This window comes from Escherichia sp. E14S1 (assembly GCF_004211995.1).
Lineage (GTDB): Bacteria > Pseudomonadota > Gammaproteobacteria > Enterobacterales > Enterobacteriaceae > Escherichia.
This window is the reverse complement of the sequence record NZ_RHJQ01000006.1, coordinates 138,559-163,123: the sequence shown is the minus strand read 5'-3', so window position 1 is coordinate 163,123 and position 24,565 is coordinate 138,559. Positions and strand designations below refer to the sequence as shown.

Genomic DNA, 24,565 nt, shown 5'->3' with positions numbered 1-24,565 from the left:
TTTTCCCTCTGCATACTGTTTTGTCGTTTATGTATGCAGGCATGATAGCAAAAATGGTGAGAATGACCCCTTCAGGTAAACCATTCATTTGATGGGGCGAGCATTTATGAAACGAGTGAAATACTTGTTAAACCGTCAGGTTATGACGTTATCATTTTGTTCTGACAGCGTGCTACTGTTCGCTTTTTAAACGCGAAGAATGTTATGCAAATCCATAAAGTAGTAACCCCCGAGTTTGTGAAGAAGTTTGCCTGCGTCGGCCCCAACTGCCTGATTTCCTGCTGTCAGGGATGGAAGATACACATCGACAAGAAAACCCATCATACTTACCTCAACGAACAACACCCGAAAATTGCCCAGTTGGCGAAAGAGAATTTATTACGGGTGCGAAATGGTAAAAGCCGCTATTCGATAATCAAACTGGACGCGCAGGGTCAGTGTCCGTTTCTCGATGAAAATAAACTCTGCCTGGTCCATCGCGATCTGGGAGAAAAAGCACTTTCAGAAACCTGTTCTACTTATCCACGTAGCAAAAAACACTACGCGGATACAACTCGCCATTCGATGGTGCTCTCATGTCCAGAAGTAGCCCGACTGGTATTGTTTGATGCCGACAGCATGTTAGTGCACGAACAGGATGATCTGTTGGCGAAGGCGAAAAACACCTGCACCACCAGCCAGCCGGTTAATCAGATCCACCAGATTGTGCATCTCTTTGCCTGGCACCTTCTACAGGCGCCATCGTTGAACGTTGAAGAAAACCTGATGGCGCTGGCACAGTTTATGGTTTATCTGCAGCGCATTGAGTTCGATCTGCACAACCATTTTGCGCAGGCTGAACAGTACCATCAGGAGCTATTAAGCGAGCTGGCGGCAGGTATTAGCCTGATGAGTCAATCAACGCCTACGGAGTCGGTGGGATTGAAGGTGCGTGCGCTGACGGTATTGGGGTCGCTTGTCGCGAATAAGAGCAGCAGGGATCGTATTATTACTGACTTGCATCGTAAGATGGCGGTGTATTTAGACGTGGCAAACAGCCCGGATAAGCAGGCTCTGGCTGATAAGTTTGCTGTCCTGAATAAACAGTGGCAGCAGCTTTGCCAGGATTCTATTCTCAGTGCTCCGCATGTATTGCGCAATTTGCTGACCTACAAAATTTACCACAGTTATTTTCCGGGAGCTGATTTCTCAACGGCCATGCGTCAGGTTTACCATTTGATCCTCGACTATTTCTACATTAAGCATTTGTTGAGTCTGACATCGCTGGAAGCAACTCTGGATGAGGCAACGGTACTGAAAATTGTGGCGAGCCTTGCCGAGTCAACCTTGCATTCGTCAACGATTAACCAGCGAATGAATGAAGCGATCGACATGATCAATGCCGGGGACGATCTCTCCTGCCTGCTGTTGATTCGTTAAATTCGCCTGTCGGGGACTGGGTTAAACGTTTGTCTGGCATGTCGCTTCCGCTGTAATAAATATTAAGAACAACTTCGGTAAAGCAGGTTGAATCATGAACAGAAGAAATTATCTGCTTTAAACGGTATTACAAGGGATTGGTGAACGTCAGAAGAGGCATTTTGGCGGAAGATCACAGGAGTCGAACCTGCCCGGGACCGCTGGCGGCCCCAACTGGATTTGAAGTCCAGCCGCCTCACCGGAGACGACGATCTTCCGCGCCTCGATTGCTACATGGAGGCGGGGCGCATTATAGCTACTTCCTCGCCTTATCACATCCCCCATCACACTTTTTTCCGCTTCGTTTCGCCTTGCCATGATCCTCTTCACAGAAACTCTCGGCAAATCCATAAGTTACGCTTTGGCACAATCGCGCTCCCAGAAAAAAGAAACGTAAGTTGATAACAAAAAATAGCAATATCCGTATTCTTAAGGATGGTTTACGCCGTGCAATGAGCGGGAACGAACATGGTAATTGGATACTCTACTGTTTGTTATTTATTGAAAAAATGCCGGGTACGGCTGTGTCGTACCCGGTGAGATTGATTTTTACTGCACTGGCTCCGTTGACGTAACTTCGCCACTGGAAACGACGCCAGCATTCATGGTTTGGGTCACTTGCTGTTTTTCAGCGTTCACGGCATGGAGTTGCCCGTTAACCGTGGGTTTTAGTGGTGCATCGGCCTGAATATTGCCGCTTGCGGTAAGCTGAATATTGCCGTCGCCAGTAATCGGTAGCTCTGGCCATCCCCACTGTTGCAGGATATTCACCGGCACACCGCGTCCGTTCAGGCTGATATGAGTCTGGCGCTGCGGCGTTTGTGAAACACTGGCAGTGGCTTCCAGAATGCCTTTCTCGGTAAACGCGCTAAGTTCGTTGATATTCACCGTGCTGCTGTTGGCGGCCAGTGCCAGTGACGGACGGCGAACATCAACACGATTGAACGTCGCGGCGGCGGCATTCAGATTCGCTGTGCCACTCCAGACGCCCCATTGGTGATTGGCAACCAGTGTCAGATTCGCGCCATAGCCATCGAGCGCGGTGAGTTGCCACGGGAAGGCCGGGTCGATATCAATGATCAGGTTGCGGCTGGCGCTAAATCTCTTCAGTTGCAGACTGTTTAACCAGCCGGGTGTCGTTTCCATCCATAACTGTTGCCAGTTTTTGGGCAGGGTATATTCCAGCCCGACAATTGCCGCATCATCGAGGATCAGCGTTTTCCCGTCGCGTTGCCAGTTTCCTGACGTTCTCACCATGCCACCTTCCCAACGGCTGGTAAACTGGCGCAGCGCCACGCCCTGCGGGGAAAATTCTGCGTTCATAATCGGGTCAAACAAATGCAGCGAACCATAAATAAACTCGCTGGCATTCATCGACAGCTTTCCTTCCTGTGTCTGCCAGTCATCTTTACTGAAGGTCATGTTGCGTAAGCTGAGATCGAGATCGGTCACCGCCCAGTCCGGGCCTTGTAGGCGAGCATCTATCACTTCCAGGCGACCAATCTGTAACGAAGGCACAGAGCGCAATGGCGCAAAGAAATCAGTCAGCGATTTTTCGCTTTGCAGACGGATATCCGCCATGCGCAGGTTTTCCACCTGCCAGCTACCGTCGGCGTTACGCTGCGCGTTTCCGGTTAATGTACCGCGCGCGATATCGGCACCCAGATTGGTCAGCGTAACGCGATCGTTATCAATACTGCCTTCAACCAACACATTGGTGGCAGGAACATCATTGAGCGACAGGGAGCCAGCACTGAATTGAATCTGCGCTTTCGTTCCCAACACTTTACCGGCTTCTGGCGACCACGGAATGACGCCGCCATTTACCCGCTGAGCACTTAATTTCCACTCGCTATTTGGGCTATTAAATGCCATATCGCGCAGTTGCAGGCGATCGGCTTTGAACGGTAGCGGGGCGGTCTGGTCGGTGAGATTCAGTGTCCCGTTTTCCAGCAGAATGGTATCGACATGGCGCGGTTCGGTCAGTTGCCGACTACTCAATGCGATATCAACACTTTTTGCCACCAGGGTCGCGGGCTGTCCATCACGACCAAACGTGACGTTCTCCAGTATGATATGAGACGGCGCGGAAAAGCGGTGATCCATTGCCCCGAAGACCAAATGGTAGTCGCTATTTTCGGAAATCCATGCGCTGATATGCTCCGCACCCCAACGGGTTTGCAGAAGAAAATAGAGGCCAGTTATCACTACGAGTAGCGCGACGAAAATGTAGAGAAGCAGCTTCCCAATAAATTTCATAGTCTTCCATCCCGCGAAATACACATAAGGGAGTTATGCACGATTTACGCGCATTCCTCAAGGCGGGAATGGTGAAAGAGAGTCGCTGCGGCGGTAAAGAAACTTACCGCCGTTAAGTGAATTACGGTTTTTCCGGCGGGAAAATCAGGTTCAGCACAATGGCAGTAATACCGCCAGCGGCAATACCTGAAGAGAGCAGGTTTTTCAGCCAGTCAGGGGCAAATTGCAAAATCAGCGGCTGCTGAGAAACGCCCAGGCCGACGGCCAGCGACAGTGCAATAATCAGAATTGCCCGACGGTTCAACGGCTCGCGGGAAACGATGCGTACACCGGATGCGGCGATGGTGCCAAACATCACAAGCGTAGCGCCGCCCAGAACTGGCTCTGGGATGTGTTGCACGAAACCACTCACTGCCGGGAACAGGCCCAGCACGATCAACATCAGCGCCACCACAAAACCGACATAACGGCTGGCAACACCCGTTAACTGAATTACACCGTTGTTCTGTCCGAAGCAAGAGTTCGGGAAGGTGTTAAATACTGCCGAGACAAACGAGTTCAGGCCGTTTGCCAGCACGCCGCCTTTCAGACGTTTCATGTACAGCGGGCCGGAAACCGGCTGTTCGGAAACGTCAGAGGTCGCGGTGATATCGCCAATGGTTTCCAGTGAGGTGATCATAAAGACCAGCATCAGCGGCAGCAGTAGGCTCCATTCAATACCAAGACCGTAATAGAGCGGCGTTGGTACCATAATCAGTTCTTGCGTCATCGGTTCGTTGCTTTCTGGCAACATACCCATAAACCACGCCAGCGCATATCCGGCCGCCATCGCAATCACCAGCGAGGCCACGCGTAAGTAAGGGTTACGTTGGCGGTTAAGCAGGATGATTAAGGCTAAGACCACGCCCGCCAGCAGCAGGTTTTTCGGTGCGCCAAAGGTGTTGTCGCTCATCGCCGCATAGCCGCCACCAATGGACGTTAACCCAACCTGAATTAGCGACAGGCCGATAATCATCACCACGACGCCAGAAACCAGCGGCGTAATAATGCGGCGCGCCAGATGCAGTACGCGGGAGATCACCATCTCCGTGCAACTTGCCAACATCAGGGTACCAAACAGTGCCGCCATCATGGTGGGAACATCAGCACCACCGGTCTTCAGCGCCGTGCCGCCCATAATCAGCGGGGCAACGAAGTTGAAACTGGTCCCCTGAATCGACAACAACCCGGAACCTACCGGCCCCCAGGCTTTAATCTGAATAATCGATGCCACACCGGAGGCAAACAGCGACATACTAATAATGTGTTGTGTGTCCTGTGCCGGTAAACCTAGCGCCTGGCAGATGAGAAGCGCAGGGGTGATAACCGCGACAAACATCGCCAGCAGGTGCTGACAGGCGGCAAACAAGGTTTGAGGAAGCGGCGGACGATCCTCAAGACGGTAAATCAGTTCGCTGTTTTGAGCCTGCGCAACCGGTTGCGCATTTTCTGGCTCGAGGGTGGAAACAGACATCGAAAACAATCCCGTGGTAGCAAAGCGGGCATTTTAGCTGACCGAAAGGCAAAAGCAAACGTTTGCCAGCCATTCTTCTAAATATTTAAATGCGATAAATGCACTTTTTTATATAACTTTTGGTTGTTTTCTGCTTAAAATCCATGCCATTTTTCTATTTTCAGCTGAGAATTCGAACCAGGAAAGCATGACTCGATACTCGTCATATTTCGCCTTACTGCAAATGCGCGATGATGTATGACGAGTATGAAAGAGTGGTGCGGACACAAAGGAGTAACTATGTTTCATCTCGATACTTTAGCAACGCTTGTTGCCGCAACGCTAACGTTGCTGCTCGGGCGAAAGTTGGTCCATTCCGTCTCCTTTTTGAAGAAATACACCATACCTGAACCGGTTGCTGGAGGGCTGCTGGTGGCGCTGGCGCTGTTGGTACTGAAAAAAAGTATGGGCTGGGAAGTCAACTTTGATATGTCCCTGCGCGATCCGTTGATGCTGGCTTTCTTTGCCACCATCGGCTTGAACGCCAACATTGCCAGCTTACGTGCCGGTGGCCGTGTGGTGGGGATTTTCCTGATTGTGGTTGTTGGTCTGTTGGTGATGCAAAACGCCATCGGTATTGGTATGGCCAGTCTGTTAGGTCTTGATCCGCTGATGGGGCTGTTAGCAGGGTCTATTACGCTTTCTGGCGGTCATGGGACTGGCGCGGCGTGGAGTAAATTGTTTATTGAACGTTATGGCTTTACTAACGCGACTGAAGTAGCGATGGCCTGTGCGACGTTCGGTCTGGTGTTGGGCGGTCTGATTGGTGGCCCAGTGGCGCGTTATCTGGTGAAACACTCCACCACGCCGGACGGTATTCCGGATGACCAGGAAGTACCGACCGCGTTCGAAAAGCCTGATGTGGGGCGCATGATCACCTCGCTGGTGCTGATTGAAACTATTGCGCTGATTGCTATCTGTCTGACGGTAGGGAAAATCGTTGCGCAACTTTTGGCTGGCACTGCTTTTGAATTACCAACCTTCGTTTGTGTGCTGTTTGTAGGCGTGATTCTGAGCAACGGTCTGTCAATGATGGGCTTTTATCGCGTCTTTGAACGTGCGGTATCGGTGCTGGGTAACGTTAGCCTGTCGTTGTTCCTGGCGATGGCTCTGATGGGCCTGAAGCTGTGGGAACTGGCTTCGCTGGCGCTGCCGATGCTGGCGATTCTGGTGGTACAGACCATCTTCATGGCGTTGTATGCCATCTTCGTCACCTGGCGCATGATGGGCAAAAACTACGATGCGGCGGTGCTGGCTGCGGGTCACTGTGGCTTTGGTCTTGGCGCGACACCAACGGCAATCGCCAACATGCAGGCGATTACTGAACGCTTTGGCCCTTCACATATGGCCTTCCTGGTGGTGCCGATGGTCGGTGCGTTCTTTATCGATATCGTTAACGCCCTGGTGATTAAGCTGTATTTAATGTTGCCGATTTTTGCGGGTTAACCGATGAAGCGGCGGTAGAAGTGCCGCCGCAACAAAGACAAATGCCTGATACGCTTCGCTTATCAAGCCTGCGTATTGATTCACAATTTATTGAATTTGTAGGTTTTTGTAGGGCGGATAAGGCGTTCACGCCGCATCCGGCAGGAAGGTAGATCAACCTGAAACGGCGGTCTTCTCACCGCCGCCTTTTACGCATTCGAGTAACGTTCAGTCTCTGGCATCCAGCGTTCTATCAGGGCTTTTGCCTGCTGTGGGTAACGTTCGTGAATATGTCGCGCCAGGCGCTGAACTTCCGGGATCATCGCCTGGTCGCGCAGTAAATCTGCCACTTTAAATTCGGCATTACCCGTCTGACGTGTGCCTAACAGTTCACCCGGTCCGCGTATCTCCAAATCTTTCTGCGCAATCACAAAACCGTCGTTACTGTCACGCAGCACTTGCAGGCGGATTTGCGCCGTTTTGGAGAGCGGTGTTTTGTAGAGCAGGACACAGTGAGAAGCCACCGCGCCACGACCTACACGCCCGCGAAGCTGGTGTAACTGCGCCAGACCCAGACGCTCCGGGTTTTCGATAATCATCAGACTAGCGTTAGGCACATCAACGCCGACTTCAATAACAGTAGTGGCAACCAGCAGGTGTAGCTCACCTTGCTTAAACGATGCCATCACCGCCTGTTTCTCGGCTGGTTTCATCCGCCCGTGCACCAGACCGACATTCAACTCTGGTAGCGCCAGTTTCAACTCTTCCCACGTGGCTTCCGCCGCCTGCGCTTCCAGTAATTCCGATTCTTCAATCAACGTACAAACCCAGTACGCCTGACGGCCTTCCGTCATGCAGGCGTGGCGAACGCGGTCGATAATATCGTTACGGCGCGTATCAGGAATTGCCACTGTCGTCACTGGTGTGCGGCCTGGCGGCAGTTCATCAATGACCGAGGTGTCGAGATCGGCATACGCGGTCATTGCCAGCGTGCGGGGGATCGGCGTGGCGGTCATGATCAACTGATGTGGATGGAAGCCTTGCTGCTGGCCTTTCTCCCACAATGCCAGACGCTGATGCACGCCAAAGCGATGCTGTTCGTCGATAATCACCAGCGCCAGGCCGTTAAACTGCACCTGTTCCTGGAAAATGGCATGAGTGCCAACAATCATCTGCACCTGACCGCTGGCGATGGCTTCTTGCTGAGCCAGTCGCGCTTTACCTTTCTGCTTACCGGCGAGCCAGCCCACTTCGATACCGAGCGGTTCAAACCAGTTGCGGAAGTTATTGGCGTGCTGCTCGGCAAGTAACTCGGTTGGCGCCATCAATGCCACCTGTTTACCGTGAGCAATCGCACGCAGCGCGGCGAGGGCGGCAACCAGCGTTTTACCGGAGCCTACATCGCCTTGTACCAGGCGCATCATCGGTACATCGAGCGCCATATCGCGCTCAATCTCCGCCACTACGCGTGCCTGTGCGCCCGTTGGCTTGAACGGTAAGGCGGCGAGGAGTTTATTTTTCAGCGCGTCACTGGCGCTAAGCGGCTGGGCATGGAAACGTTGCGCTCCGGCGCGTAACGCCAGCATGCTAAGGTTGTGCGCCAGCAGTTCTTCCAGAATCAGACGACGTTGCGCCGGATGCTGCCCGGTTTCCAGATCGCTAAGTTGCAGCGTTGGCGGTGGGCGATGCAGAGTGCGCAACGCTTCCGGTAACGTCATCATTCCTTGTGACAGTTCCGGCGGCAGGAGTTCTTCAATGGCGCAGGTGTCGAGCAGATCCAACGCCTGATCGGTCAGTTTTCGAAGCGTCGCCTGCTTTACTCCTTCGGTGGTTGGGTAAACCGGCGTGAGCGTTTCCTGCAACTCTGGTGTACTGAGATCGCCCTGCACGCGGTATTCCGGGTGGATCATCTCCGCACCATATTTGCCGCGCTTTGCTTCGCCATAGGCCAGCACGCGGCGGCCCGTCGCCAGGCTATTTTTCATTGCTGCGTTGAAGTTGAAAAAGCGCATGGTGAGAATGCCGGAACCGTCGCTAATCTGGCAGGTCATCATTCGCCGACCGCCGAAGGAGATATTGCAGTTCAGCACTTCGCCTTCCACCGTGGCATAAACGCCCGGCAGTAGCTCACCGATGGGGTAGAGATGGGTGCGATCTTCATAGCGCAGGGGAAGGTGTAATAACAAGTCCTGCACGGTATGCAGATTGATTTTCGCCAGTTTGTTACTTTGCGCTGCGCCCACGCCCGTTAGGGAACTGAGCGGGACAGCATCTAACAGGCGACCTTTCATGGCGCTTACCCTGCGGCCTGCATAGTGGCCCACCAGTTGGCATCAGCTTCAATCTCGCCTTGCTGATTGACATGAGGGTAGGGCAGACCTTTGCGTTTCGCGACTTTCGCCAGCACCGGATAGCCGCCTTCAAACAACAGGCGTTGTTGCTCTGCTTCCGGCAACATACTGTTTTCACGCAGGTACATACCTGCGTTTTGCCGCTGGCGCTGGGCTTCGTAAAGAATGAGGGCTGAGGCAACGGAAACATTCAGCGACTGCACCATGCCGATCATCGGAATGATGATGTCCTGATCCGCCAGGGCTAATGCTTCCTGAGTGATGCCCGTTTTCTCCTGACCCATCAAAATACAGGTCGGGCGGGTGTAATCAATTTCGCGGAAATCGACAGCGTTATCAGAAAGATGGGTTGCCAGAATCTGCATGCCCTGGCCTTTCAGATGGGCGACGGCATCGCCAATGGTACGGTGCGTTTTCACCTGTACCCAACTGTTGCTGCCAGCCGCAGCCGAAGCCATAGTGCGCATCCGGCTGCCAGGCCAGACGGCGTGAACTTCATGTACGCCAACGGCATCTGCAGTACGAATAATCGCAGAAACGTTATGGGGTTTGTGGACCTGCTCCATGCAGACGGTCAGATCAGGCTGCCGCCTGGCGAGCATTTCGCAGATACGTGCATAACGTGTTGGGTTCATAAAACATTAATTTCGGTTTCGGGTGACTTTAATCACGTCTGGCATCACGCGGATTTTGCGCATGATATTCGCCAGATGCACACGGTCACGGGCGGTCAGACGAATAAAGGCGCTGTAGACGCGACCATCCTTTTCTTCTGTATTCAAACTTTGAATATTGGAGTTGGTCGTATTGATCGCTGCCGTCAGGTTAGCTAATGCGCCCTGATGATTGAACATCTCCACCTTGATTTCGGTGATGAACTCTTGCGCCGTCTCTTTATCCCATTCCACAGCCATAAATTTCTCTGGCTCTTTCTGGTAGCCACGGATGTTACGACAGGATTCATGGTGGATCACCAGACCTTTACCGGGGCTGACGTGAGCGATAATCGGGTCGCCAGGAATTGGGCGGCAGCATTTCGCAAAGGTGATCAGCACACCATCGGCACCTTTAATTGGCAGATGTCCGTGACTTTGGGTCGCCGGTGGAATGGAAGCGTCCCCATGTTGCAGATTCTTCGCGACCACCACGCTCATCGCGTTGCCAAGACCAATTTCCGCCAGCAGATCGTCAAGCGTAGCCAGCTTCATGCGGTCCAGTTCACGCTGAATATTTTCCTGCGGGATTTCATTGAGCTTACGGCTACCACCCAACGCATGGTTGAGCAGGCGGCGGCCCAGGCTTACAGAATCATCACGCTTGAGGTTTTTCAGCAACTGACGAATTTTGGCGCGCGCTTTCGAGCTGACGACAAAATTCAGCCATGCGGCATTCGGGCGAGCGCCAGGTGCGGTAATGATTTCAACGGTCTGGCCGCTGGAGAGCGGCTGCGACAGCGGGTAAGGCTGACGGTCGACGCGCGCGCCCACGCAGGCATGACCGATATCGGTATGCACCGCATAAGCGAAGTCGACGGGCGTTGCACCGGCAGGCAGTTCGACAATGCGCCCTTCCGGTGTGAAAACGTAAATCTCATCCGGGAAGAGATCGGATTTAACGCTCTCGATAAATTCAAACGAGCTACCGGCGCTCTGTTGCAGCTCCAGCAGGCTTTGCATCCAGCGCTGGGCGCGGATTTGTGCAGTCGTGCTGGTTTCGCCGTGCTCTTTATAAGCCCAGTGCGCGGCAACACCCATTTCCGCCATCTGATCCATATCTTCGGTACGGATCTGGACCTCAACCGGCACACCGTGCGGGCCAATCATCGAGGTGTGCAAAGACTGATAGCCGTTCGCTTTGGGAATGGCGATATAGTCTTTCACGCGACCCGGACGCGGCTTGTACAGGCTGTGCATCTGGCCGAGCACGCGATAACAGGTGTCGGAATCATTGACGATCACGCGGAAGGCGTAGATGTCCATGATCGAGTGAAAACGCTGCTCTTTGAGCACCATTTTGCAGTAGATCGAATAAAGATGCTTTTCGCGACCACTGACGCGGCACGGTATTCCCGCTTCCTGCAAACGCCCTTCGATTTCCGAGAGGATTTTTTGGATCATCTCTTTACGGTTGCCGCGCGCGGCTTTCACCACTTCTTTGATTACGCGATAACGGTTGGGATACAGCGCCTCAAAACCCAGCTCTTCGAGTTCGGTTTTAATGTGGTGGATACCTAAACGGTGCGCCAGCGGGCTGTAGATTTCGAGAGTTTCACGGGCGATGCGGCGACGTTTGTCCGGGCGAAGTGAGCCCAGCGTGCGCATGTTGTGGGTACGGTCTGCGAGTTTGATGAGAATGACGCGGATATCCTGCACCATCGCCATAATCATCTTGCGAAAGTTTTCGGCCTGCGCCTCTTTCTTATCGCGGAACTTGAGCTTATCAAGCTTTGATACTCCCTCTACCAGTTCGGCGACGCTTTTACCAAAAAGCTGTTCCATGTCCTGGTAGGTGGCGGGAGTATCTTCAATCACGTCATGCAGCAGCGCTGCCATTAGCGTTTCATAGTCGAGTTTCATCTCGGCCAGAATGCAGGCAACCGCGACCGGGTGCGTGATATAGGGTTCACCGCTTGAACGTGTTTGCCCCTCGTGAGCATCACGTGCAACGAGATACGCCTGCCGCAGACGTTTGATTTGGTCTTCCGGCAGGTAGTTTTGAATCAGTTGATTCAGGCTTTCAAACAGATACAAGGGCGACCCGCTTTGTGATTAACGACGACCTTCAGCAATAGCGGTAACGGCTTGTAATTCAGCGGCTTCCTGCTCTTGCTGTTCCTGGCGTTCGCGCACGTCGAGGATCTGGTTGTTGATCAGACCTTCTTCGATTTCGCGCAACGCGATTACTGTGGTTTTATCGTTTTCTTCCGGTACCAGCGGATCCTTTCCGCCTACCTGCATCTGACGAGCGCGACGCGCGGCGACCAGTACCAGGTCAAAACGGTTACCAATTTTCTCTACAGCGTCCTGAACAGTTACGCGTGCCATACTTAAAAAGCTCCACAGGTGAAGAAATGACTGGGCATGATACTGAAAGAAGGTTCAGTCTGCCAACAATTTGCTGATTAAAGCGTCATGACGCTGCTTTTGGCGGCTCATGCGCAAGCGTTCGGCGCGAATGATAGTCTTTAGATCACCCAGAGCGGTGTCGAAATCATCATTCACTATTAAATAATCATATTCGGCGTAATGGCTCATTTCTGCAACTGCTTGCGCCATACGCTTTGCAATGACCTCTTCGCTGTCCTGACCTCGACCCCGTAAACGACGGTCTAACTCAATTTTTGACGGCGGTAAAATAAAGATACTCCGCGCATGCGGCATTTTCTGGCGAATTTGCTGTGCGCCCTGCCAGTCAATATCCAGAAAAACATCCACGCCGCTCGCCAGTACTTGCTCAATGGCCTCGCGTGAAGTGCCATAGTAATTACCGAACACTTCCGCGTGCTCAAGGAATGCATCTCTGCTAATCATCTCTTTAAATTCATCATGATTAACAAAGAAGTAGTGTTCACCATGGACTTCACCCGGACGCGGTGCGCGCGTGGTGTGTGAAACAGAAACCTGAGTGTCGTACAACGGTTGGGTTTTTAATAAAGCCTGAATCAGACTGGATTTACCCGCGCCACTGGGGGCTGAAACAATATAAAGCGTGCCTTGAGCCATGAGTATCTTTCGTATGTGATTAGCGAAATAAAGCCTACATACGAGCTTATTATACACGGCGCGGCCATGTGACGTAGCCCTTGCTCACACTTTTTGCGCAAAGTTGTTGCGTTTTGCGTACCTGTTTCCGCAATTCCCGGTCATTTACTGCAACAAGAACGATTCTCTGGAAGCGTCATCTCACACTTTATTTTTGTCCCTCGGTTTTGCATTCATCTCGTTGTATATCTGGCCGCCTGACTACAGCGGAGGTGACGATGAAAGTATGGATTGCAGTGTTAATGAGTATTTTATGCTGGCAATCATCAGCGAAGGCGGTCTGTCCGGCCTGGTCGCCAGCCAGAGCGCATGAAGAAATCTCCCGCCTACAACAGCAAGTAAAACAGTGGGACGATGATTACTGGAAAAAAGGGAAAAGTGACGTGGAAGATGGGGTTTACGATCAGTTAAGCGCCCGCCTTGCACAGTGGCAACGCTGTTTTGGCGAAGAGACAACGGGTGACGCTATGCCGCCGCCGTTGAGTGGCACGGTTATCCATCCGGTTGCGCATACGGGGGTACGTAAGTTAGCGGATAAAAATGCGCTACGTCTGTGGATGCATGAGCACAGCGATCTTTGGGTACAGCCAAAAGTTGATGGCGTTGCGGTAACACTGGTCTACCGTGATGGAAAACTGATTAAAGCGATCAGTCGTGGCAATGGGCTTAAAGGTGAGGACTGGACGCAGAAAATACGCTTGGTTCCTTCTGTACCGCAATCTGTTAGCGGAGCTTTGGCCAACAGCACCCTGCAGGGTGAGATATTTCTCCAGCGTGAGGGGCATATCCAACAACAAATGGGAGGAATGAATGCCCGTTCAAAGGTCGCTGGCATTTTGATGCGCCAGGACAATAGCGACACGCTGCATTCACTGGGCGTGTTTATCTGGGCGTGGCCGGATGGACCACAGTTGATGGCCGAGCGATTACAGCAGCTTGCTACTGCGGGCTTTACTTTGACGCAGAAGTATACCCTTGCGGTGAAAAGCGCAGACGAGGTTGAGCGAGCACGTAATGAGTGGTGGAAAGCGAAATTGCCCTTCGTCACCGATGGCGTGGTGGTGCGAGCGGCTAAGGAAGCCGAATCCCGTCATTGGCTACCGGGTCAGGCGGACTGGCTGATAGCGTGGAAATATCAGCCTGTGGCCCAGGTTACTGAAGTAAACGCGATACAGTTTGCTGTCGGTAAGAGCGGAAAAATCTCTGTGGTGGCGTCACTCGCGCCTGTCATGCTGGATGATAAAAAAGTCCAGCGGGTGAACATTGGTTCCGTCAGACGTTGGCAGGAGTGGGACATTGCACCTGGCGATCAAATCCTTGTGAGTCTTGCCGGTCAGGGTATTCCACGCATTGATGAAGTGGTCTGGCGCGGTGCTGAACGCACAAAACCGACGCCGCCAGAAAACCGTTTTAACGCGTTGACCTGCTACTTTGCTTCTGATGTTTGTCAGGAACAATTCATATCGCGATTAGTTTGGCTGGGATCAAAACAGGTTTTGGGGCTGGAGGGCATCGGTGAATCTGGCTGGCGCTCGCTACATCAGACGCATCGCTTTGAGCATATTTTTTCCTGGCTTTCATTAACGCCAGAGCAATTGCAGCACACGCCGGGGATCGCGAAGAGTAAAGGTGAGCAGTTATGGCATCAGTTTAACCTGGCACGTCAGCAGCCTTTTACTCGCTGGGTGATGGCAATGGGAATACCGTTAACCCAAACGGCGCTTAATGCCAACGACTTCAGCTCCTGGGCGCAACTTTTGCAGAGAAGCGAACAGTATTGGCAGCAACTACCGGGGACAGGGCTGCGTCGTGCAAGTCAGGTTATGGAATGGAAGGATAATGCGCAAATCAAGATGCTGGGCAACTGGCTGGCTGCCCAGCAGATCACAGGTTTTGTGCCTTAGTGACCTTCGTGGCTGTAATAAAAAACCGGTAATCCCAGTTTAAGACGCAGCGCCAGCAAGCGAGCGAAAAAGCCGAATACCAGGGTGGAAATAATCACCACATCATGGTTGGAAACATAGTGTTGCAGCGCGATATACAGCACGGCGGAAGCAAAGGAAACCCCGGCGTACAGCTCTTTCTGGAATACCAGAGGGATGCGTTTACAGAACATATCGCGCAAAACGCCGCCAAACACGCCAGTCGTCACAGCCGCGACAACGGCAATGATCGGGCCGTGTCCCATATCCAGCGCGACCTGTGCGCCAATGATAGAAAAAACCACCAGTCCGAGTGCATCGAGCACCAGAAAGACTTTACGCAGGTAAGGCATCACGGGAGCAACGATAGTGGTGAACACGGCGGCGGTGGCGACGATAATCACATACTCCGGGTGTTTGACCCAGCCAAGCGGATAGTGGCCCAGCAGAATATCGCGCACTGACCCTCCGCCAATTGCGGTGGCGGTCGCAATGATAATTACGCCAAATGTATCCATGCGCCGCCGTCCGGCCGCCAGCGCCCCTGTCATGGCTTCGGCAGTAATGCCAACCAAATACAAAATGTGTAACAGCATGGTTTTCCCCCTAAAAATCTGCCTGGCAGGGTAGCGACTTGTGTGCATTGTCACGATTGAGATTTTTTAAGGAGAGAATGGATTGATAATTTGTAGTTATGTGAAATTGCTATTTTCTGTAGCAGGAATGCATTTTTCTGATTTTGTGATAAGTAAAATGCATTAGAAAAAGTATGGAGTAAATAAATATGAGGACGAAACTATATGCGTAGCGCCGCTGTAATTAACAACGGCCTACGGAGATATGTCGCTTACTCGATGTTCTGAATCTGCTCGCGCATTTGCTCGATCAACACTTTCAGCTCGATGGCGGAGTTTGTCACTTCGGCATTGATAGATTTCGACGCAAGAGTGTTCGACTCGCGGTTGAACTCCTGCATCATAAAGTCCAGACGACGGCCAACCGCTTCTTTTTTCTTCAGAATGTTGTACGTCTCTTTAACATGCGCTTCGAGGCGGTCCAGCTCTTCGGCAACGTCAATTCGTTGTGCCAGCAGAACCAACTCCTGCTCCAGACGGTTGTTTTCCAGTTGCACCTGGGCGTCTTCCAGCTTCGCTACCAGACGCTCACGCTGCCATTGCAGGATTTCCGGCATATGGGCGCGGACTTTGACCACTTCGGCGGTGACGCCTTCCAGACGCTGCTCGAGCAATGCTTTCAGCGCCTGACCTTCGGTTTCACGCGCGATGATAAAGTCGTCCAGGGTGCCATCCAACGCCGCAAGAATTTCAGCAGCAATGGCGTCGAGATCCTGCTCCTGAGCTGCCATCACGCCTGGCCAGCGTAGAATATCAACCGGGTTGATTTCCCCTTCGTCGCTCTGCATTTTTACCCAGTTCGCAGCAGTTACCAGCTGTTTAGCCAGTTTTTCGTTGAGGATCAGCTCACCTTGCGCGCTGACATCTGGCTCATAGCGCAGGGTACATTCCACTTTACCGCGCGTCAGGCGAGAACGAATACGCTCGCGAACGACAGGTTCAAGGCTACGGAACTGCTCCGGCAGACGAAAGTAAGTTTCCAGATAACGCTGGTTTACCGAGCGCATTTCCCAGGTTGCGCTCCCCCATTCACCCTTGATTTCACGCCGGGCGTAGGCGGTCATACTGCGGATCATAGACGTTCCTGTTTATAAAAGGAGAGGTGGAAGGATTATAGCCATCGATGCCTTGTCAGGATAGGAATAACCGCCGGAAGTCCGTATAATGCGCAGCCACATTTGTTTCAAGCCGGAGATTTCAATATGCGTCCAGCAGGCCGTAGCAATAATCAGGTGCGTCCCGTTACCCTGACTCGTAACTATACAAAACATGCAGAAGGCTCGGTGCTGGTCGAATTTGGCGATACCAAAGTGCTGTGTACCGCCTCTATTGAAGAAGGCGTGCCGCGCTTCCTGAAAGGTCAGGGCCAGGGCTGGATCACCGCAGAATACGGTATGCTGCCGCGTTCTACTCATACCCGTAATGCCCGTGAAGCGGCGAAGGGTAAACAGGGCGGCCGCACGATGGAAATCCAGCGTCTGATCGCCCGTGCATTGCGCGCCGCAGTAGATTTGAAAGCCCTCGGTGAGTTTACTATTACGCTGGATTGCGACGTACTTCAGGCCGATGGCGGCACCCGCACTGCTTCTATCACCGGTGCTTGTGTTGCACTAGCCGATGCCCTGAATAAACTGGTTGAAAATGGCAAGCTGAAAACCAATCCAATGAAAGGGATGGTAGCCGCGGTTTCTGTCGGTATTGTTAACGGCGAAGCGATTTGCGATCTGGAATACGTTGAAGACTCAGCGGCTGAAACGGACATGAACGTGGTGATGACCGAAGACGGGCGCATCATTGAAGTGCAGGGAACGGCAGAAGGTGAACCGTTCACCCACGAAGAGCTACTCACCTTGTTGGCCTTGGCTCGAGGGGGAATCGAATCCATTGTAGCGACGCAGAAGGCGGCGCTGGAAAACTGATTTTTAAGGCGACTGATGAGTCGCCTTTTTTTTGTCTGTAGAAAAGTAAGATGAGGAGCGAAGGCATGAAACCATATCAGCGCCAGTTTATTGAATTTGCGCTTAGCAAGCAGGTGTTAAAGTTTGGCGAGTTTACGTTGAAATCCGGGCGCAAAAGCCCCTATTTCTTCAACGCCGGGCTGTTTAATACCGGGCGCGACCTGGCACTGTTAGGCCGTTTTTACGCTGAAGCATTGGTGGATTCCGGCATTGAGTTCGATCTGCTGTTTGGCCCTGCTTACAAAGGGATCCCGATTGCCACCACAACCGCCGTGGCGCTGGCGGAGCATCATGACCTGGACCTGCCGTACTGCTTTAACCGCAAAGAAGCAAAAGATCACGGTGAAGGCGGCAATCTGGTTGGTAGCGCGTTACAAGGGCGTGTGATGCTGGTGGATGATGTGATCACCGCCGGGACGGCGATTCGCGAGTCGATGGAAATTATTCAGGCCAATGGCGCGACGCTTGCTGGCGTGCTGATTTCGCTCGATCGTCAGGAACGGGGTCGCGGCGAGATTTCGGCGATTCAGGAAGTTGAGTGTGATTACAACTGCAAGGTGATCTCTATCATCACCCTGAAAGACCTGATTGCCTACCTGGAAGAGAAGCCAGAAATGGCGGAACATCTGGCGGCGGTTAAGGCCTATCGCGAAGAGTTTGGCGTTTAAAAATATGCGCTGCGCAGGGTTTTTGCTGTGCGCAGCGTGATGCGTTTTAAGATATCGTGTTAATCTGCTTTCGCCAGCAGTGGCAATAGCGTTTCCGGCCTTTTGTCCGGGAGGGTCGGCGAGTCGCCGACTTAACGCCAGTAGTATGTCCATATACCCAAAGCCGCTTCATTGTACTTAAGTACGCTTCGCGTACGTCGCGCTGACGCGCTCAGTACAGTTACGCGCCTTAGGGATGGTTTGATGGTATTGCCGCTGTTGGCGCCTCTTTTGGCCGCTGTGATGTGGAGAGTGGAATGGATGCTACCCGGATAACCCTTCTGGCGCTCGATTTGTTCGGCTCGCCGGGCTGGAGTGCCGATAAAGAAATACAGCGGCTGTATGCGCTCAGTAATCATGTCGGACGCCATTACCGATGCATTATTCTTTCTAAGCGCCACGGTGGTCAGCGGATGCTGCTAGCCCCTGATTACTTGCTCAAAACCGTACAGCGCAACATTCTTAAGAACGTACTTTCACGATTTCCGCTTTCCCCTTTTGCTACCGCCTACCGGCCAGGTTGCCCAATCGTCAGCAACGCGCAGCCTCACTGCCAACAGTCGCAGATCCTGAAACTCGATATCGAAAACTTTTTCGATAGCATTAGCTGGTTACAGGTCTGGCGTGTGTTTAGCCAGGCTCAGTTGCCACGCAATGTGGTAACCATACTGACTTGGCTTTGTTGCTATAACGACGCGTTACCTCAGGGGGCGCCAACTTCGCCTGCCATTTCCAATCTTGTGATGCGCCGTTTTGATGAGTGCATTGGGGCATGGTGCCAGACACGAGGAATTATCTATACCCGCTACTGCGATGACATGACCTTTTCAGGTCACTTCAATGCCCGCCAGGTTAAAAATAAAGTGTGCGGATTGTTAGCGGAGCTGCTGGGCCTGAGCCTCAATCAACGCAAAAGCTGCCTGGTCGCGGCCTGTAAGCGCCAGCAGGTAACCGGGATTGTTGTTAATCACAAACCACAGCTTGCCCGTGAAGCGCGCCGGGCGCTGCGTCAGGAGGTGCATTTGTGCCAAAAATATGGCGTTATTTCGCATCTTAGTCATCGTGGTGAACTTGATCCTTCTTGCGATCTCCACGCACAGGCAACGGCGTATCTGTATGCTTTGCAGGGAAGAATAAACTGGTTATTGCAAATCAACCCTGAGGATGAGGCCTTTAAACAGGCGAGGGAAAGTGTAAAGCGAATGTTGGTGGCATGGTAAGAAAAGCGTCAGGCAGACGTTTCTGCCTGAACGTTTAGGGGAGAATTACTGCAACTGCGCAGCAATCAGTGGCCAGCGGGCGTCAAAATCATCCGTCGGGCGGTATTTAAACTCGCTGCGGACAAAGCGTGACAGCATACCTTCACAAAATGCCAGCAACTGGCTTGCCAGCAGCGTTTCATCGGTGGTGTAACCTTCACCCTCACGCATTCTCTTTTCACGCAATACCTGACGCAACTGCGCTTCAATACGCTCGAACAGTTGGTTGATGCGCCCTTGCAGGCGGTCTTGTTCAAACATCAGCGCATGCCCTGTAAGGATGCGGGTCAGGCCAGGATTACGCTCACCAAAACCGAGGAGCAACAACACAATCAGACGTAGGCGCGTTGTGGTGTCCTTCTCATCTTTCAGAATCAGATTGATGCGAGTAATCAGGCTATCTTCGATAAACTCAATCAGGCTATCGAACATGCGGGTTTTACTGGGGAAGTGGCGATACAGAGCCGCTTCGGAAACGCCGACGGAGGCGGCCAGTTTCGCTGTCGTGATACGTTGGCTTCCATCGCTGGATTCCAGCATCAGCGCCAGAGACTGAAGTATTTCTTCGCGACGGTTCCTTTTCGCAGTTTGTTTTTCTGCCATGTTACAAAATACCCCTGAAAATAAGCACTTGCCAGGCGGCACCCACGCTATGACCGCAAACGAAATGTTTGCGGCAATGTTATGACGTTATTCGGATGCGTATGTGTTACTGACGACCAGAGTGACCAAAGCCGCCTTCACCGCGGTCGGTGGCGTCAAAATCTTCCACCAGATTAAATTCGGCCTGTACCACCGGAACAAAAATCATCTGCGCGATACGTTCGCCTGGTTGAATGGTGAAGCTGTCCTGGCCACGGTTCCACACGGAAATCATCAACTGGCCCTGATAGTCAGAATCGATCAATCCTACCAGGTTGCCGAGCACGATACCGTGCTTATGTCCCAATCCGGAGCGCGGCAGCATCATCGCCGCCAGTGAAGGGTCGGCAATATGAATCGCCAACCCGGTAGGTACCAGGGTGGTGTCGCCCGGCGCCAGTTCTACGGCGTCGTCGAGACAGGCGCGCAGGTCAAGTCCGGCAGAACCAGAAGTGGCATAAGTCGGGAGCGGAAATTCCTTCCCAACGCGCGGGTCCAGAATCTTAACGTCGATTTTTTTCATCATAACGGGTCACGATCTCGTCGAGTAATAATTGGCCAAGGAGCTCTTTGCGCTCAAGCGGTAAGACTTTATCTCCGTCTTGCCAGAAAAGGTGTAATGCATTGCTGTCGCTGTTAAATCCTTGAGTTGGCCGGGAAACATCGTTCGCGCAGATCAGATCAAGGTTTTTACGAATACGTTTTTGCCGGGCGTATTCTTCCACATTATTTGTTTCGGCCGCAAATCCAACAACATAAGGCCTTTGGTCTTTTAGTGCGGCAACTCCAGCGACGATATCAGGGTTTTTGACCATTTTTATTGTTAATTCATCCCCCTGAGTCGCCTGCTTTTTGATTTTTTCACTGGCGACAGCGGCTGCGCGATAATCAGCCACGGCGGCACAACCGATAAAAATATTTTGCTGCTGTACAGAGGCCTTCACAGCGGCTTCCATCTCCAGTGCGGTCATCACATCCACACGTTTAACAAACGGCGGTGTCGGTAGCGAAACCGGTCCGGAAACCAGTGTAACGTTCGCTCCGCGACGGGCAGCGGCTGCGGCGATAGCAAAGCCCATCTTGCCGGAGCTGTGATTAGAGATATAACGCACGGGATCGAGCGGTTCACGCGTCGGGCCGGCGGTAATCATAATATTCAGATGTTTCAGGTCGTTGACGGGCGAAAAATGTGCGACAGCCATATCCACAATGGTTAATGGATCGAGCATTCGCCCAGGGCCGATATCACCACAGGCCTGACTGCCGCTATCTGGCCCCCAGATCAGTAAACCACGTGAGGCAAGTACCTCTAAATTATGTTGGGTAGCCGCAGCACGATACATCTGCTGGTTCATGGCTGGCAGTACGGCAACAGGCGCAGGCGTGGCCAGGCAAATCGTTGACACCAGATCATTCGCCATCCCGGCAGCTACGCGGGCAATCAAATCAGCGGTGGCTGGGGCGAGAATTACTAAATCAGCCCATTTACCCAGCTCAATATGACCCATAGCCGCCTCGGCTGCTGGATCCAGCAGACTATCGGAAACGGGATACCCAGAAACCGCCTGCAAGCTAAGTGGGGTGATAAAGGCTTTTGCCGCTTCGGTCATGGCTACGCGGACGTCTGCTCCGCGATCGCGCAAACGACGCACCAGCTCAGGGATTTTATAGGCAGCAATACCGCCGCTGACGCCGAGAACGATTTTTTTACCGGCCAGGCTCATGATGATTTTTCCTGTAGGGGGACACCAGAAGTTGGCGATTTTATCACAATACTTTTGTTGTCGTGCTTTCACCTGAGAATCACTTTGCGAGGCGCTTTCCAGGATTGAAAACTGGCCGTCGATTTAACCAAACGACTATGACAGGATGCGCCCTCCACAAAGGAGGTGAAGGTGAAAAGCAATGTAGAATTGTTGATGCCACGCGAAAAAATGCTGAAGTTGGGCATTGGCGCGTTAACGGATGTTGAACTGCTGGCGTTATTTCTGCGTACGGGTACGCGCGGTAAGGATGTGTTAACCCTGGCGAAAGAGATGCTGGAGAATTTTGGGTCGCTTTACGGCTTGTTATCCTCTGAATATGAACAATTTAGTGGCGTTCATGGAATTGGTGTGGCGAAATTCGCCCAGTTAAAGGGAGTTGCGGAACTGGCGCGGCGTTACTACAACGTGCGGATGCGCGAAGAAAGCCCGTTGCTCAGCCCAGAGATGACGAGGGAGTTTTTACAAAGCCAACTTACGGGAGAGGAACGAGAGATCTTTATGGTGATCTTTCTCGATTCCCAACACCGGGTCCTTACTCACAGCCGACTCTTTTCCGGCACGTTAAATTATGTGGAAGTCCATCCACGAGAAATTATTCGTGAAGCGATAAAAATAAACGCCTCGGCGCTGATCCTTGCCCATAATCACCCTTCTGGTTGTGCTGAACCCAGTAAAGCGGATAAACTCATTACCGAACGGATAATAAAAAGTTGTCAGTTCATGGATTTACGCGTGCTCGACCATATCGTGATTGGGCGTGGAGAATATGTTTCTTTTGCCGAACGCGGCTGGATTTAATCCGCTATGCGCGATCCTTCGGGATCTTTGTCTGTTCGGGACTTGAGCACATCGCCGAGTCAGCGTATACTACGCCACCTTTGAGAATCTCGGGTTTGGCATTTGGGCCTGGCAATCGAGAGTTCACATAGAACTGCGATGACCGGGCTGTAAAGCCTGACGAGGCGCCAATACCCCATACGAAGCTCGAGCTAATTTGATTTTTGGAGAATAGACATGTCCCGAGTCTGCCAAGTTACTGGCAAGCGTCCGGTGACCGGTAACAACCGTTCCCACGCACTGAACGCGACTAAACGCCGTTTCCTGCCGAACCTGCACTCTCACCGTTTCTGGGTTGAGAGCGAGAAGCGTTTTGTCACCCTGCGCGTATCTGCTAAAGGTATGCGTGTAATCGATAAAAAAGGCATCGATACAGTTCTGGCTGAACTGCGTGCCCGTGGCGAAAAGTACTAAGTACTTAGAGGAAATAAATCATGGCTAAAGGTATTCGTGAGAAAATCAAGCTGGTTTCTTCTGCTGGTACTGGTCACTTCTATACCACTACGAAGAACAAACGTACTAAGCCGGAAAAACTGGAACTGAAAAAATTCGATCCAGTTGTTCGCCAGCACGTGATCTACAAAGAAGCGAAAATCAAATAATTTTCGCTTTGATGTAACGAAAAACCTCGCTACGGCGGGGTTTTTTGTTATCTGCCTGCCCCCATATTGACTGCATCTGTTCATTCCTGGAGATGCTATGCCTGAATTACCCGAAGTTGAAACCAGCCGTCGCGGCATAGAACCGCATCTCGTTGGTGCAACCATTCTTCATGCGGTGGTGCGCAACGGACGCTTGCGCTGGCCGGTTTCGGAAGAAATCTACCGTTTAAGCGATCAACCAGTGCTAAGTGTACAGCGCCGTGCTAAATATCTGCTGCTGGAGCTGCCTGAGGGCTGGATTATCATTCATCTGGGCATGTCTGGCAGTTTGCGCATACTTACGGAAGACCTTCCCCCTGAAAAGCATGACCATGTTGATTTGGTGATGAGCAACGGTAAAGTGCTGCGCTACACCGATCCGCGCCGCTTTGGTGCCTGGCTGTGGACCAAAGAGCTGGAAGGGCACAACGTGCTGGTCCATCTTGGACCGGAGCCGCTTAGCGACGATTTCAACGGTGAGTACCTGCATCAGAAGTGCGCGAAGAAAAAGACGGCGATTAAGCCCTGGCTGATGGATAACAAACTGGTGGTAGGCGTAGGGAATATCTATGCCAGCGAATCTCTGTTTGCGGCGGGGATCCATCCGGATCGGCTGGCGTCATCACTGTCGCTGGCAGAGTGTGAATTGTTAGCTCGGGTGATTAAAGCGGTGTTGCTGCGTTCAATTGAGCAGGGCGGCACGACGCTGAAAGATTTTCTGCAAAGTGATGGTAAACCGGGCTATTTCGCGCAGGAATTGCAGGTTTACGGGCGAAAAGGTGAGCAGTGTCGGGTGTGCGGTACGCCGATTGTGGCGTCTAAACATGCGCAGCGGGCAACGTTTTATTGCAAGCACTGCCAGAAATAATTGATGCTTGCCGGATGGCATACCATCCGGCATAAACGCTACGCTAACTTCGCCATCAGCGCCTGATGGACATTCTCCGGCAGGAAATGGGTGACATCGCCCTGATGGCGCGCCACCTCTTTCACCAACGATGAAGATATAAACGACCACTCTTTCGACGGCATCAGAAACACACTTTCCAGTTCTGGCATTAAGTGGCGATTCATATGCGCCAGCTGCATTTCATATTCAAAATCTGCCACCGCACGCAGGCCACGAATCAGCACCGTAGCGTGTTGATTGCGGGCGAAGTTTGCCATCAAATCGCTAAATCCGACCACTTCAACGTTTCCCAGATGCGCAGTTGCCTGTTGTGCCAGCGCCACACGCTCTTCCAGAGTAAACATCGGTTTTTTACTGGGGCTGGCGGCAATCGCCAGAATAACGTGATCGAACATCTGCGTGGCGCGCGTCACGATATCGATATGACCATTGGTAATGGGATCGAAAGTACCCGGATAAATCGCCCGTTTTTGCATAACAAC

23 protein-coding genes and 1 tRNA gene are annotated in these 24,565 nt (G+C 52.3%); 10 read left to right on the top strand and 14 right to left on the bottom strand.

Annotation, left to right across the window (positions count from 1 at the left end):
* The first annotated feature begins 204 nt into the window (after nucleotides 1-204).
* Nucleotides 205-1,419: a flagellin lysine-N-methylase gene (fliB, locus tag D9734_RS08330; RefSeq protein ID WP_130206751.1), complete on the top strand. Its 1,215-nt coding sequence runs from the start codon at nucleotides 205-207 to the stop codon at nucleotides 1,417-1,419.
* Nucleotides 1,420-1,581: 162 nt separating this feature from the next.
* On the opposite strand, the gene D9734_RS08325 is transcribed toward fliB, so the two are convergent.
* The 3 genes from D9734_RS08325 to xanP form a co-directional block, all read right to left on the bottom strand.
* Nucleotides 1,582-1,676, bottom strand: a tRNA-Sec gene (locus tag D9734_RS08325).
* Between the two features lie 331 nt (nucleotides 1,677-2,007).
* A complete protein-coding gene (locus D9734_RS08320; protein WP_130206749.1) occupies nucleotides 2,008-3,717 on the bottom strand; it encodes an AsmA family protein in 1,710 nt (569 codons plus the stop codon).
* Between the two features lie 121 nt (nucleotides 3,718-3,838).
* Entirely contained in the window at nucleotides 3,839-5,230 is a 1,392-nt protein-coding gene (gene xanP, locus D9734_RS08315) for a xanthine/proton symporter XanP (RefSeq protein ID WP_130206747.1), read from the bottom strand.
* 279 nt (nucleotides 5,231-5,509) lie between these two features.
* On the opposite strand from xanP, the gene gltS reads away from it, so the two are divergent.
* A complete protein-coding gene (gene gltS, locus D9734_RS08310) occupies nucleotides 5,510-6,715 on the top strand; it encodes a sodium/glutamate symporter (RefSeq protein WP_130206745.1) in 1,206 nt (401 codons plus the stop codon).
* Between the two features lie 188 nt (nucleotides 6,716-6,903).
* Here the strand turns inward: gltS and recG are convergent, their stop codons facing one another.
* Genes recG through gmk form a run of 5 tightly spaced genes read right to left on the bottom strand, consistent with a single transcriptional unit; the run spans nucleotide 6,904 to nucleotide 12,767 of the window.
* On the bottom strand, nucleotides 6,904-8,985 hold the full coding sequence (recG, locus tag D9734_RS08305; RefSeq protein ID WP_130206743.1) for an ATP-dependent DNA helicase RecG: 2,082 nt from the start codon (nucleotides 8,983-8,985) through the stop codon (nucleotides 6,904-6,906).
* Nucleotides 8,986-8,990: 5 nt separating this feature from the next.
* Nucleotides 8,991-9,680, bottom strand: coding sequence for a tRNA (guanosine(18)-2'-O)-methyltransferase TrmH (gene trmH / locus D9734_RS08300; RefSeq protein ID WP_001070180.1), 690 nt, complete (start codon nucleotides 9,678-9,680; stop codon nucleotides 8,991-8,993).
* A gap of 6 nt (nucleotides 9,681-9,686) precedes the next feature.
* Nucleotides 9,687-11,795: a bifunctional GTP diphosphokinase/guanosine-3',5'-bis pyrophosphate 3'-pyrophosphohydrolase gene (spoT, locus tag D9734_RS08295; protein ID WP_130206741.1), complete on the bottom strand. Its 2,109-nt coding sequence runs from the start codon at nucleotides 11,793-11,795 to the stop codon at nucleotides 9,687-9,689.
* Nucleotides 11,796-11,813: 18 nt separating this feature from the next.
* A complete protein-coding gene (gene rpoZ / locus D9734_RS08290; protein ID WP_000135058.1) occupies nucleotides 11,814-12,089 on the bottom strand; it encodes a DNA-directed RNA polymerase subunit omega in 276 nt (91 codons plus the stop codon).
* Nucleotides 12,090-12,143: 54 nt separating this feature from the next.
* Nucleotides 12,144-12,767 carry a guanylate kinase gene (gene gmk, locus D9734_RS08285; RefSeq protein ID WP_010344504.1) on the bottom strand — a complete coding sequence of 208 codons (624 nt, stop codon included), beginning with the start codon at nucleotides 12,765-12,767 and terminating at the stop codon, nucleotides 12,144-12,146.
* Nucleotides 12,768-13,024: 257 nt separating this feature from the next.
* On the opposite strand from gmk, the gene ligB reads away from it, so the two are divergent.
* Nucleotides 13,025-14,710 (top strand): NAD-dependent DNA ligase LigB, encoded by a 1,686-nt coding sequence (ligB, locus tag D9734_RS08280; protein ID WP_130206739.1) that lies wholly within the window; start codon nucleotides 13,025-13,027, stop codon nucleotides 14,708-14,710.
* Here the strand turns inward: ligB and D9734_RS08275 are convergent.
* The gene (locus D9734_RS08275; protein ID WP_064526048.1) at nucleotides 14,707-15,324 is read right to left on the bottom strand and encodes a trimeric intracellular cation channel family protein; all 618 of its coding nucleotides are present in this window, start codon (nucleotides 15,322-15,324) and stop codon (nucleotides 14,707-14,709) included. The two genes, ligB and D9734_RS08275, sit on opposite strands and share 4 nt — an antisense overlap.
* Nucleotides 15,325-15,575: 251 nt before the next feature.
* Entirely contained in the window at nucleotides 15,576-16,439 is an 864-nt protein-coding gene (locus tag D9734_RS08270) for a YicC/YloC family endoribonuclease (protein WP_130206737.1), read from the bottom strand.
* Between the two features lie 126 nt (nucleotides 16,440-16,565).
* Between D9734_RS08270 and rph the strand changes: the two genes are divergently transcribed.
* The 3 genes from rph (at nucleotide 16,566) to D9734_RS08255 (ending at nucleotide 19,248) form a co-directional block, all read left to right on the top strand.
* Nucleotides 16,566-17,282, top strand: coding sequence for a ribonuclease PH (rph, locus tag D9734_RS08265; RefSeq protein WP_130206735.1), 717 nt, complete (start codon nucleotides 16,566-16,568; stop codon nucleotides 17,280-17,282).
* 65 nt (nucleotides 17,283-17,347) lie between these two features.
* Complete coding sequence (gene pyrE / locus D9734_RS08260) at nucleotides 17,348-17,989, top strand: orotate phosphoribosyltransferase (protein ID WP_124035007.1); 642 nt, start codon at nucleotides 17,348-17,350, stop codon at nucleotides 17,987-17,989.
* A gap of 296 nt (nucleotides 17,990-18,285) precedes the next feature.
* On the top strand, nucleotides 18,286-19,248 hold the full coding sequence (locus tag D9734_RS08255) for a reverse transcriptase family protein (protein ID WP_130206733.1): 963 nt from the start codon (nucleotides 18,286-18,288) through the stop codon (nucleotides 19,246-19,248).
* Nucleotides 19,249-19,293: 45 nt separating this feature from the next.
* On the opposite strand, the gene slmA is transcribed toward D9734_RS08255, so the two are convergent.
* From slmA to coaBC, 3 genes are all read right to left on the bottom strand, one after another.
* Nucleotides 19,294-19,890, bottom strand: coding sequence for a nucleoid occlusion factor SlmA (gene slmA / locus D9734_RS08250; RefSeq protein ID WP_130206731.1), 597 nt, complete (start codon nucleotides 19,888-19,890; stop codon nucleotides 19,294-19,296).
* Between the two features lie 106 nt (nucleotides 19,891-19,996).
* Entirely contained in the window at nucleotides 19,997-20,455 is a 459-nt protein-coding gene (gene dut, locus D9734_RS08245; RefSeq protein ID WP_000976070.1) for a dUTP diphosphatase, read from the bottom strand.
* Nucleotides 20,433-21,653 (bottom strand): bifunctional phosphopantothenoylcysteine decarboxylase/phosphopantothenate--cysteine ligase CoaBC, encoded by a 1,221-nt coding sequence (coaBC, locus tag D9734_RS08240; RefSeq protein WP_130206729.1) that lies wholly within the window; start codon nucleotides 21,651-21,653, stop codon nucleotides 20,433-20,435. The genes dut and coaBC overlap by 23 nt, the downstream gene beginning before the upstream one ends.
* A 171-nt stretch (nucleotides 21,654-21,824) precedes the next feature.
* Between coaBC and radC the strand changes: the two genes are divergently transcribed.
* The 4 genes from radC (at nucleotide 21,825) to mutM (ending at nucleotide 24,041) form a co-directional block, all read left to right on the top strand.
* On the top strand, nucleotides 21,825-22,493 hold the full coding sequence (gene radC, locus D9734_RS08235) for a DNA repair protein RadC (RefSeq protein WP_130206727.1): 669 nt from the start codon (nucleotides 21,825-21,827) through the stop codon (nucleotides 22,491-22,493).
* Between the two features lie 216 nt (nucleotides 22,494-22,709).
* Nucleotides 22,710-22,946, top strand: coding sequence for a 50S ribosomal protein L28 (gene rpmB, locus D9734_RS08230; protein WP_000091955.1), 237 nt, complete (start codon nucleotides 22,710-22,712; stop codon nucleotides 22,944-22,946).
* Nucleotides 22,947-22,966: 20 nt separating this feature from the next.
* The gene (gene rpmG, locus D9734_RS08225) at nucleotides 22,967-23,134 is read left to right on the top strand and encodes a 50S ribosomal protein L33 (RefSeq protein ID WP_001051798.1); all 168 of its coding nucleotides are present in this window, start codon (nucleotides 22,967-22,969) and stop codon (nucleotides 23,132-23,134) included.
* Between the two features lie 97 nt (nucleotides 23,135-23,231).
* Complete coding sequence (gene mutM, locus D9734_RS08220; protein WP_130206725.1) at nucleotides 23,232-24,041, top strand: bifunctional DNA-formamidopyrimidine glycosylase/DNA-(apurinic or apyrimidinic site) lyase; 810 nt, start codon at nucleotides 23,232-23,234, stop codon at nucleotides 24,039-24,041.
* A gap of 38 nt (nucleotides 24,042-24,079) precedes the next feature.
* Here mutM and coaD read toward each other — a convergent pair whose 3' ends face one another.
* The gene (coaD, locus tag D9734_RS08215) at nucleotides 24,080-24,559 is read right to left on the bottom strand and encodes a pantetheine-phosphate adenylyltransferase (RefSeq protein WP_001171866.1); all 480 of its coding nucleotides are present in this window, start codon (nucleotides 24,557-24,559) and stop codon (nucleotides 24,080-24,082) included.
* Nucleotides 24,560-24,565 lie beyond the last annotated feature (6 nt).

Coding starts and splice junctions, on each gene's coding strand:
- fliB (WP_130206751.1), top strand. CDS start 205: ATGCAAATCCATAAAGTAGTAACCCCCGAGTTTGTGAAGAAGTTTGCC.
- D9734_RS08320 (WP_130206749.1), bottom strand. CDS start 3,717: ATGAAATTTATTGGGAAGCTGCTTCTCTACATTTTCGTCGCGCTACTC.
- xanP (WP_130206747.1), bottom strand. CDS start 5,230: ATGTCTGTTTCCACCCTCGAGCCAGAAAATGCGCAACCGGTTGCGCAG.
- gltS (WP_130206745.1), top strand. CDS start 5,510: ATGTTTCATCTCGATACTTTAGCAACGCTTGTTGCCGCAACGCTAACG.
- recG (WP_130206743.1), bottom strand. CDS start 8,985: ATGAAAGGTCGCCTGTTAGATGCTGTCCCGCTCAGTTCCCTAACGGGC.
- trmH (WP_001070180.1), bottom strand. CDS start 9,680: ATGAACCCAACACGTTATGCACGTATCTGCGAAATGCTCGCCAGGCGG.
- rpoZ (WP_000135058.1), bottom strand. CDS start 12,089: ATGGCACGCGTAACTGTTCAGGACGCTGTAGAGAAAATTGGTAACCGT.
- gmk (WP_010344504.1), bottom strand. CDS start 12,767: ATGGCTCAAGGCACGCTTTATATTGTTTCAGCCCCCAGTGGCGCGGGT.
- ligB (WP_130206739.1), top strand. CDS start 13,025: ATGAAAGTATGGATTGCAGTGTTAATGAGTATTTTATGCTGGCAATCA.
- D9734_RS08275 (WP_064526048.1), bottom strand. CDS start 15,324: ATGCTGTTACACATTTTGTATTTGGTTGGCATTACTGCCGAAGCCATG.
- D9734_RS08270 (WP_130206737.1), bottom strand. CDS start 16,439: ATGATCCGCAGTATGACCGCCTACGCCCGGCGTGAAATCAAGGGTGAA.
- rph (WP_130206735.1), top strand. CDS start 16,566: ATGCGTCCAGCAGGCCGTAGCAATAATCAGGTGCGTCCCGTTACCCTG.
- pyrE (WP_124035007.1), top strand. CDS start 17,348: ATGAAACCATATCAGCGCCAGTTTATTGAATTTGCGCTTAGCAAGCAG.
- D9734_RS08255 (WP_130206733.1), top strand. CDS start 18,286: ATGGATGCTACCCGGATAACCCTTCTGGCGCTCGATTTGTTCGGCTCG.
- slmA (WP_130206731.1), bottom strand. CDS start 19,890: ATGGCAGAAAAACAAACTGCGAAAAGGAACCGTCGCGAAGAAATACTT.
- dut (WP_000976070.1), bottom strand. CDS start 20,455: ATGATGAAAAAAATCGACGTTAAGATTCTGGACCCGCGCGTTGGGAAG.
- coaBC (WP_130206729.1), bottom strand. CDS start 21,653: ATGAGCCTGGCCGGTAAAAAAATCGTTCTCGGCGTCAGCGGCGGTATT.
- rpmB (WP_000091955.1), top strand. CDS start 22,710: ATGTCCCGAGTCTGCCAAGTTACTGGCAAGCGTCCGGTGACCGGTAAC.
- rpmG (WP_001051798.1), top strand. CDS start 22,967: ATGGCTAAAGGTATTCGTGAGAAAATCAAGCTGGTTTCTTCTGCTGGT.
- mutM (WP_130206725.1), top strand. CDS start 23,232: ATGCCTGAATTACCCGAAGTTGAAACCAGCCGTCGCGGCATAGAACCG.
- coaD (WP_001171866.1), bottom strand. CDS start 24,559: ATGCAAAAACGGGCGATTTATCCGGGTACTTTCGATCCCATTACCAAT.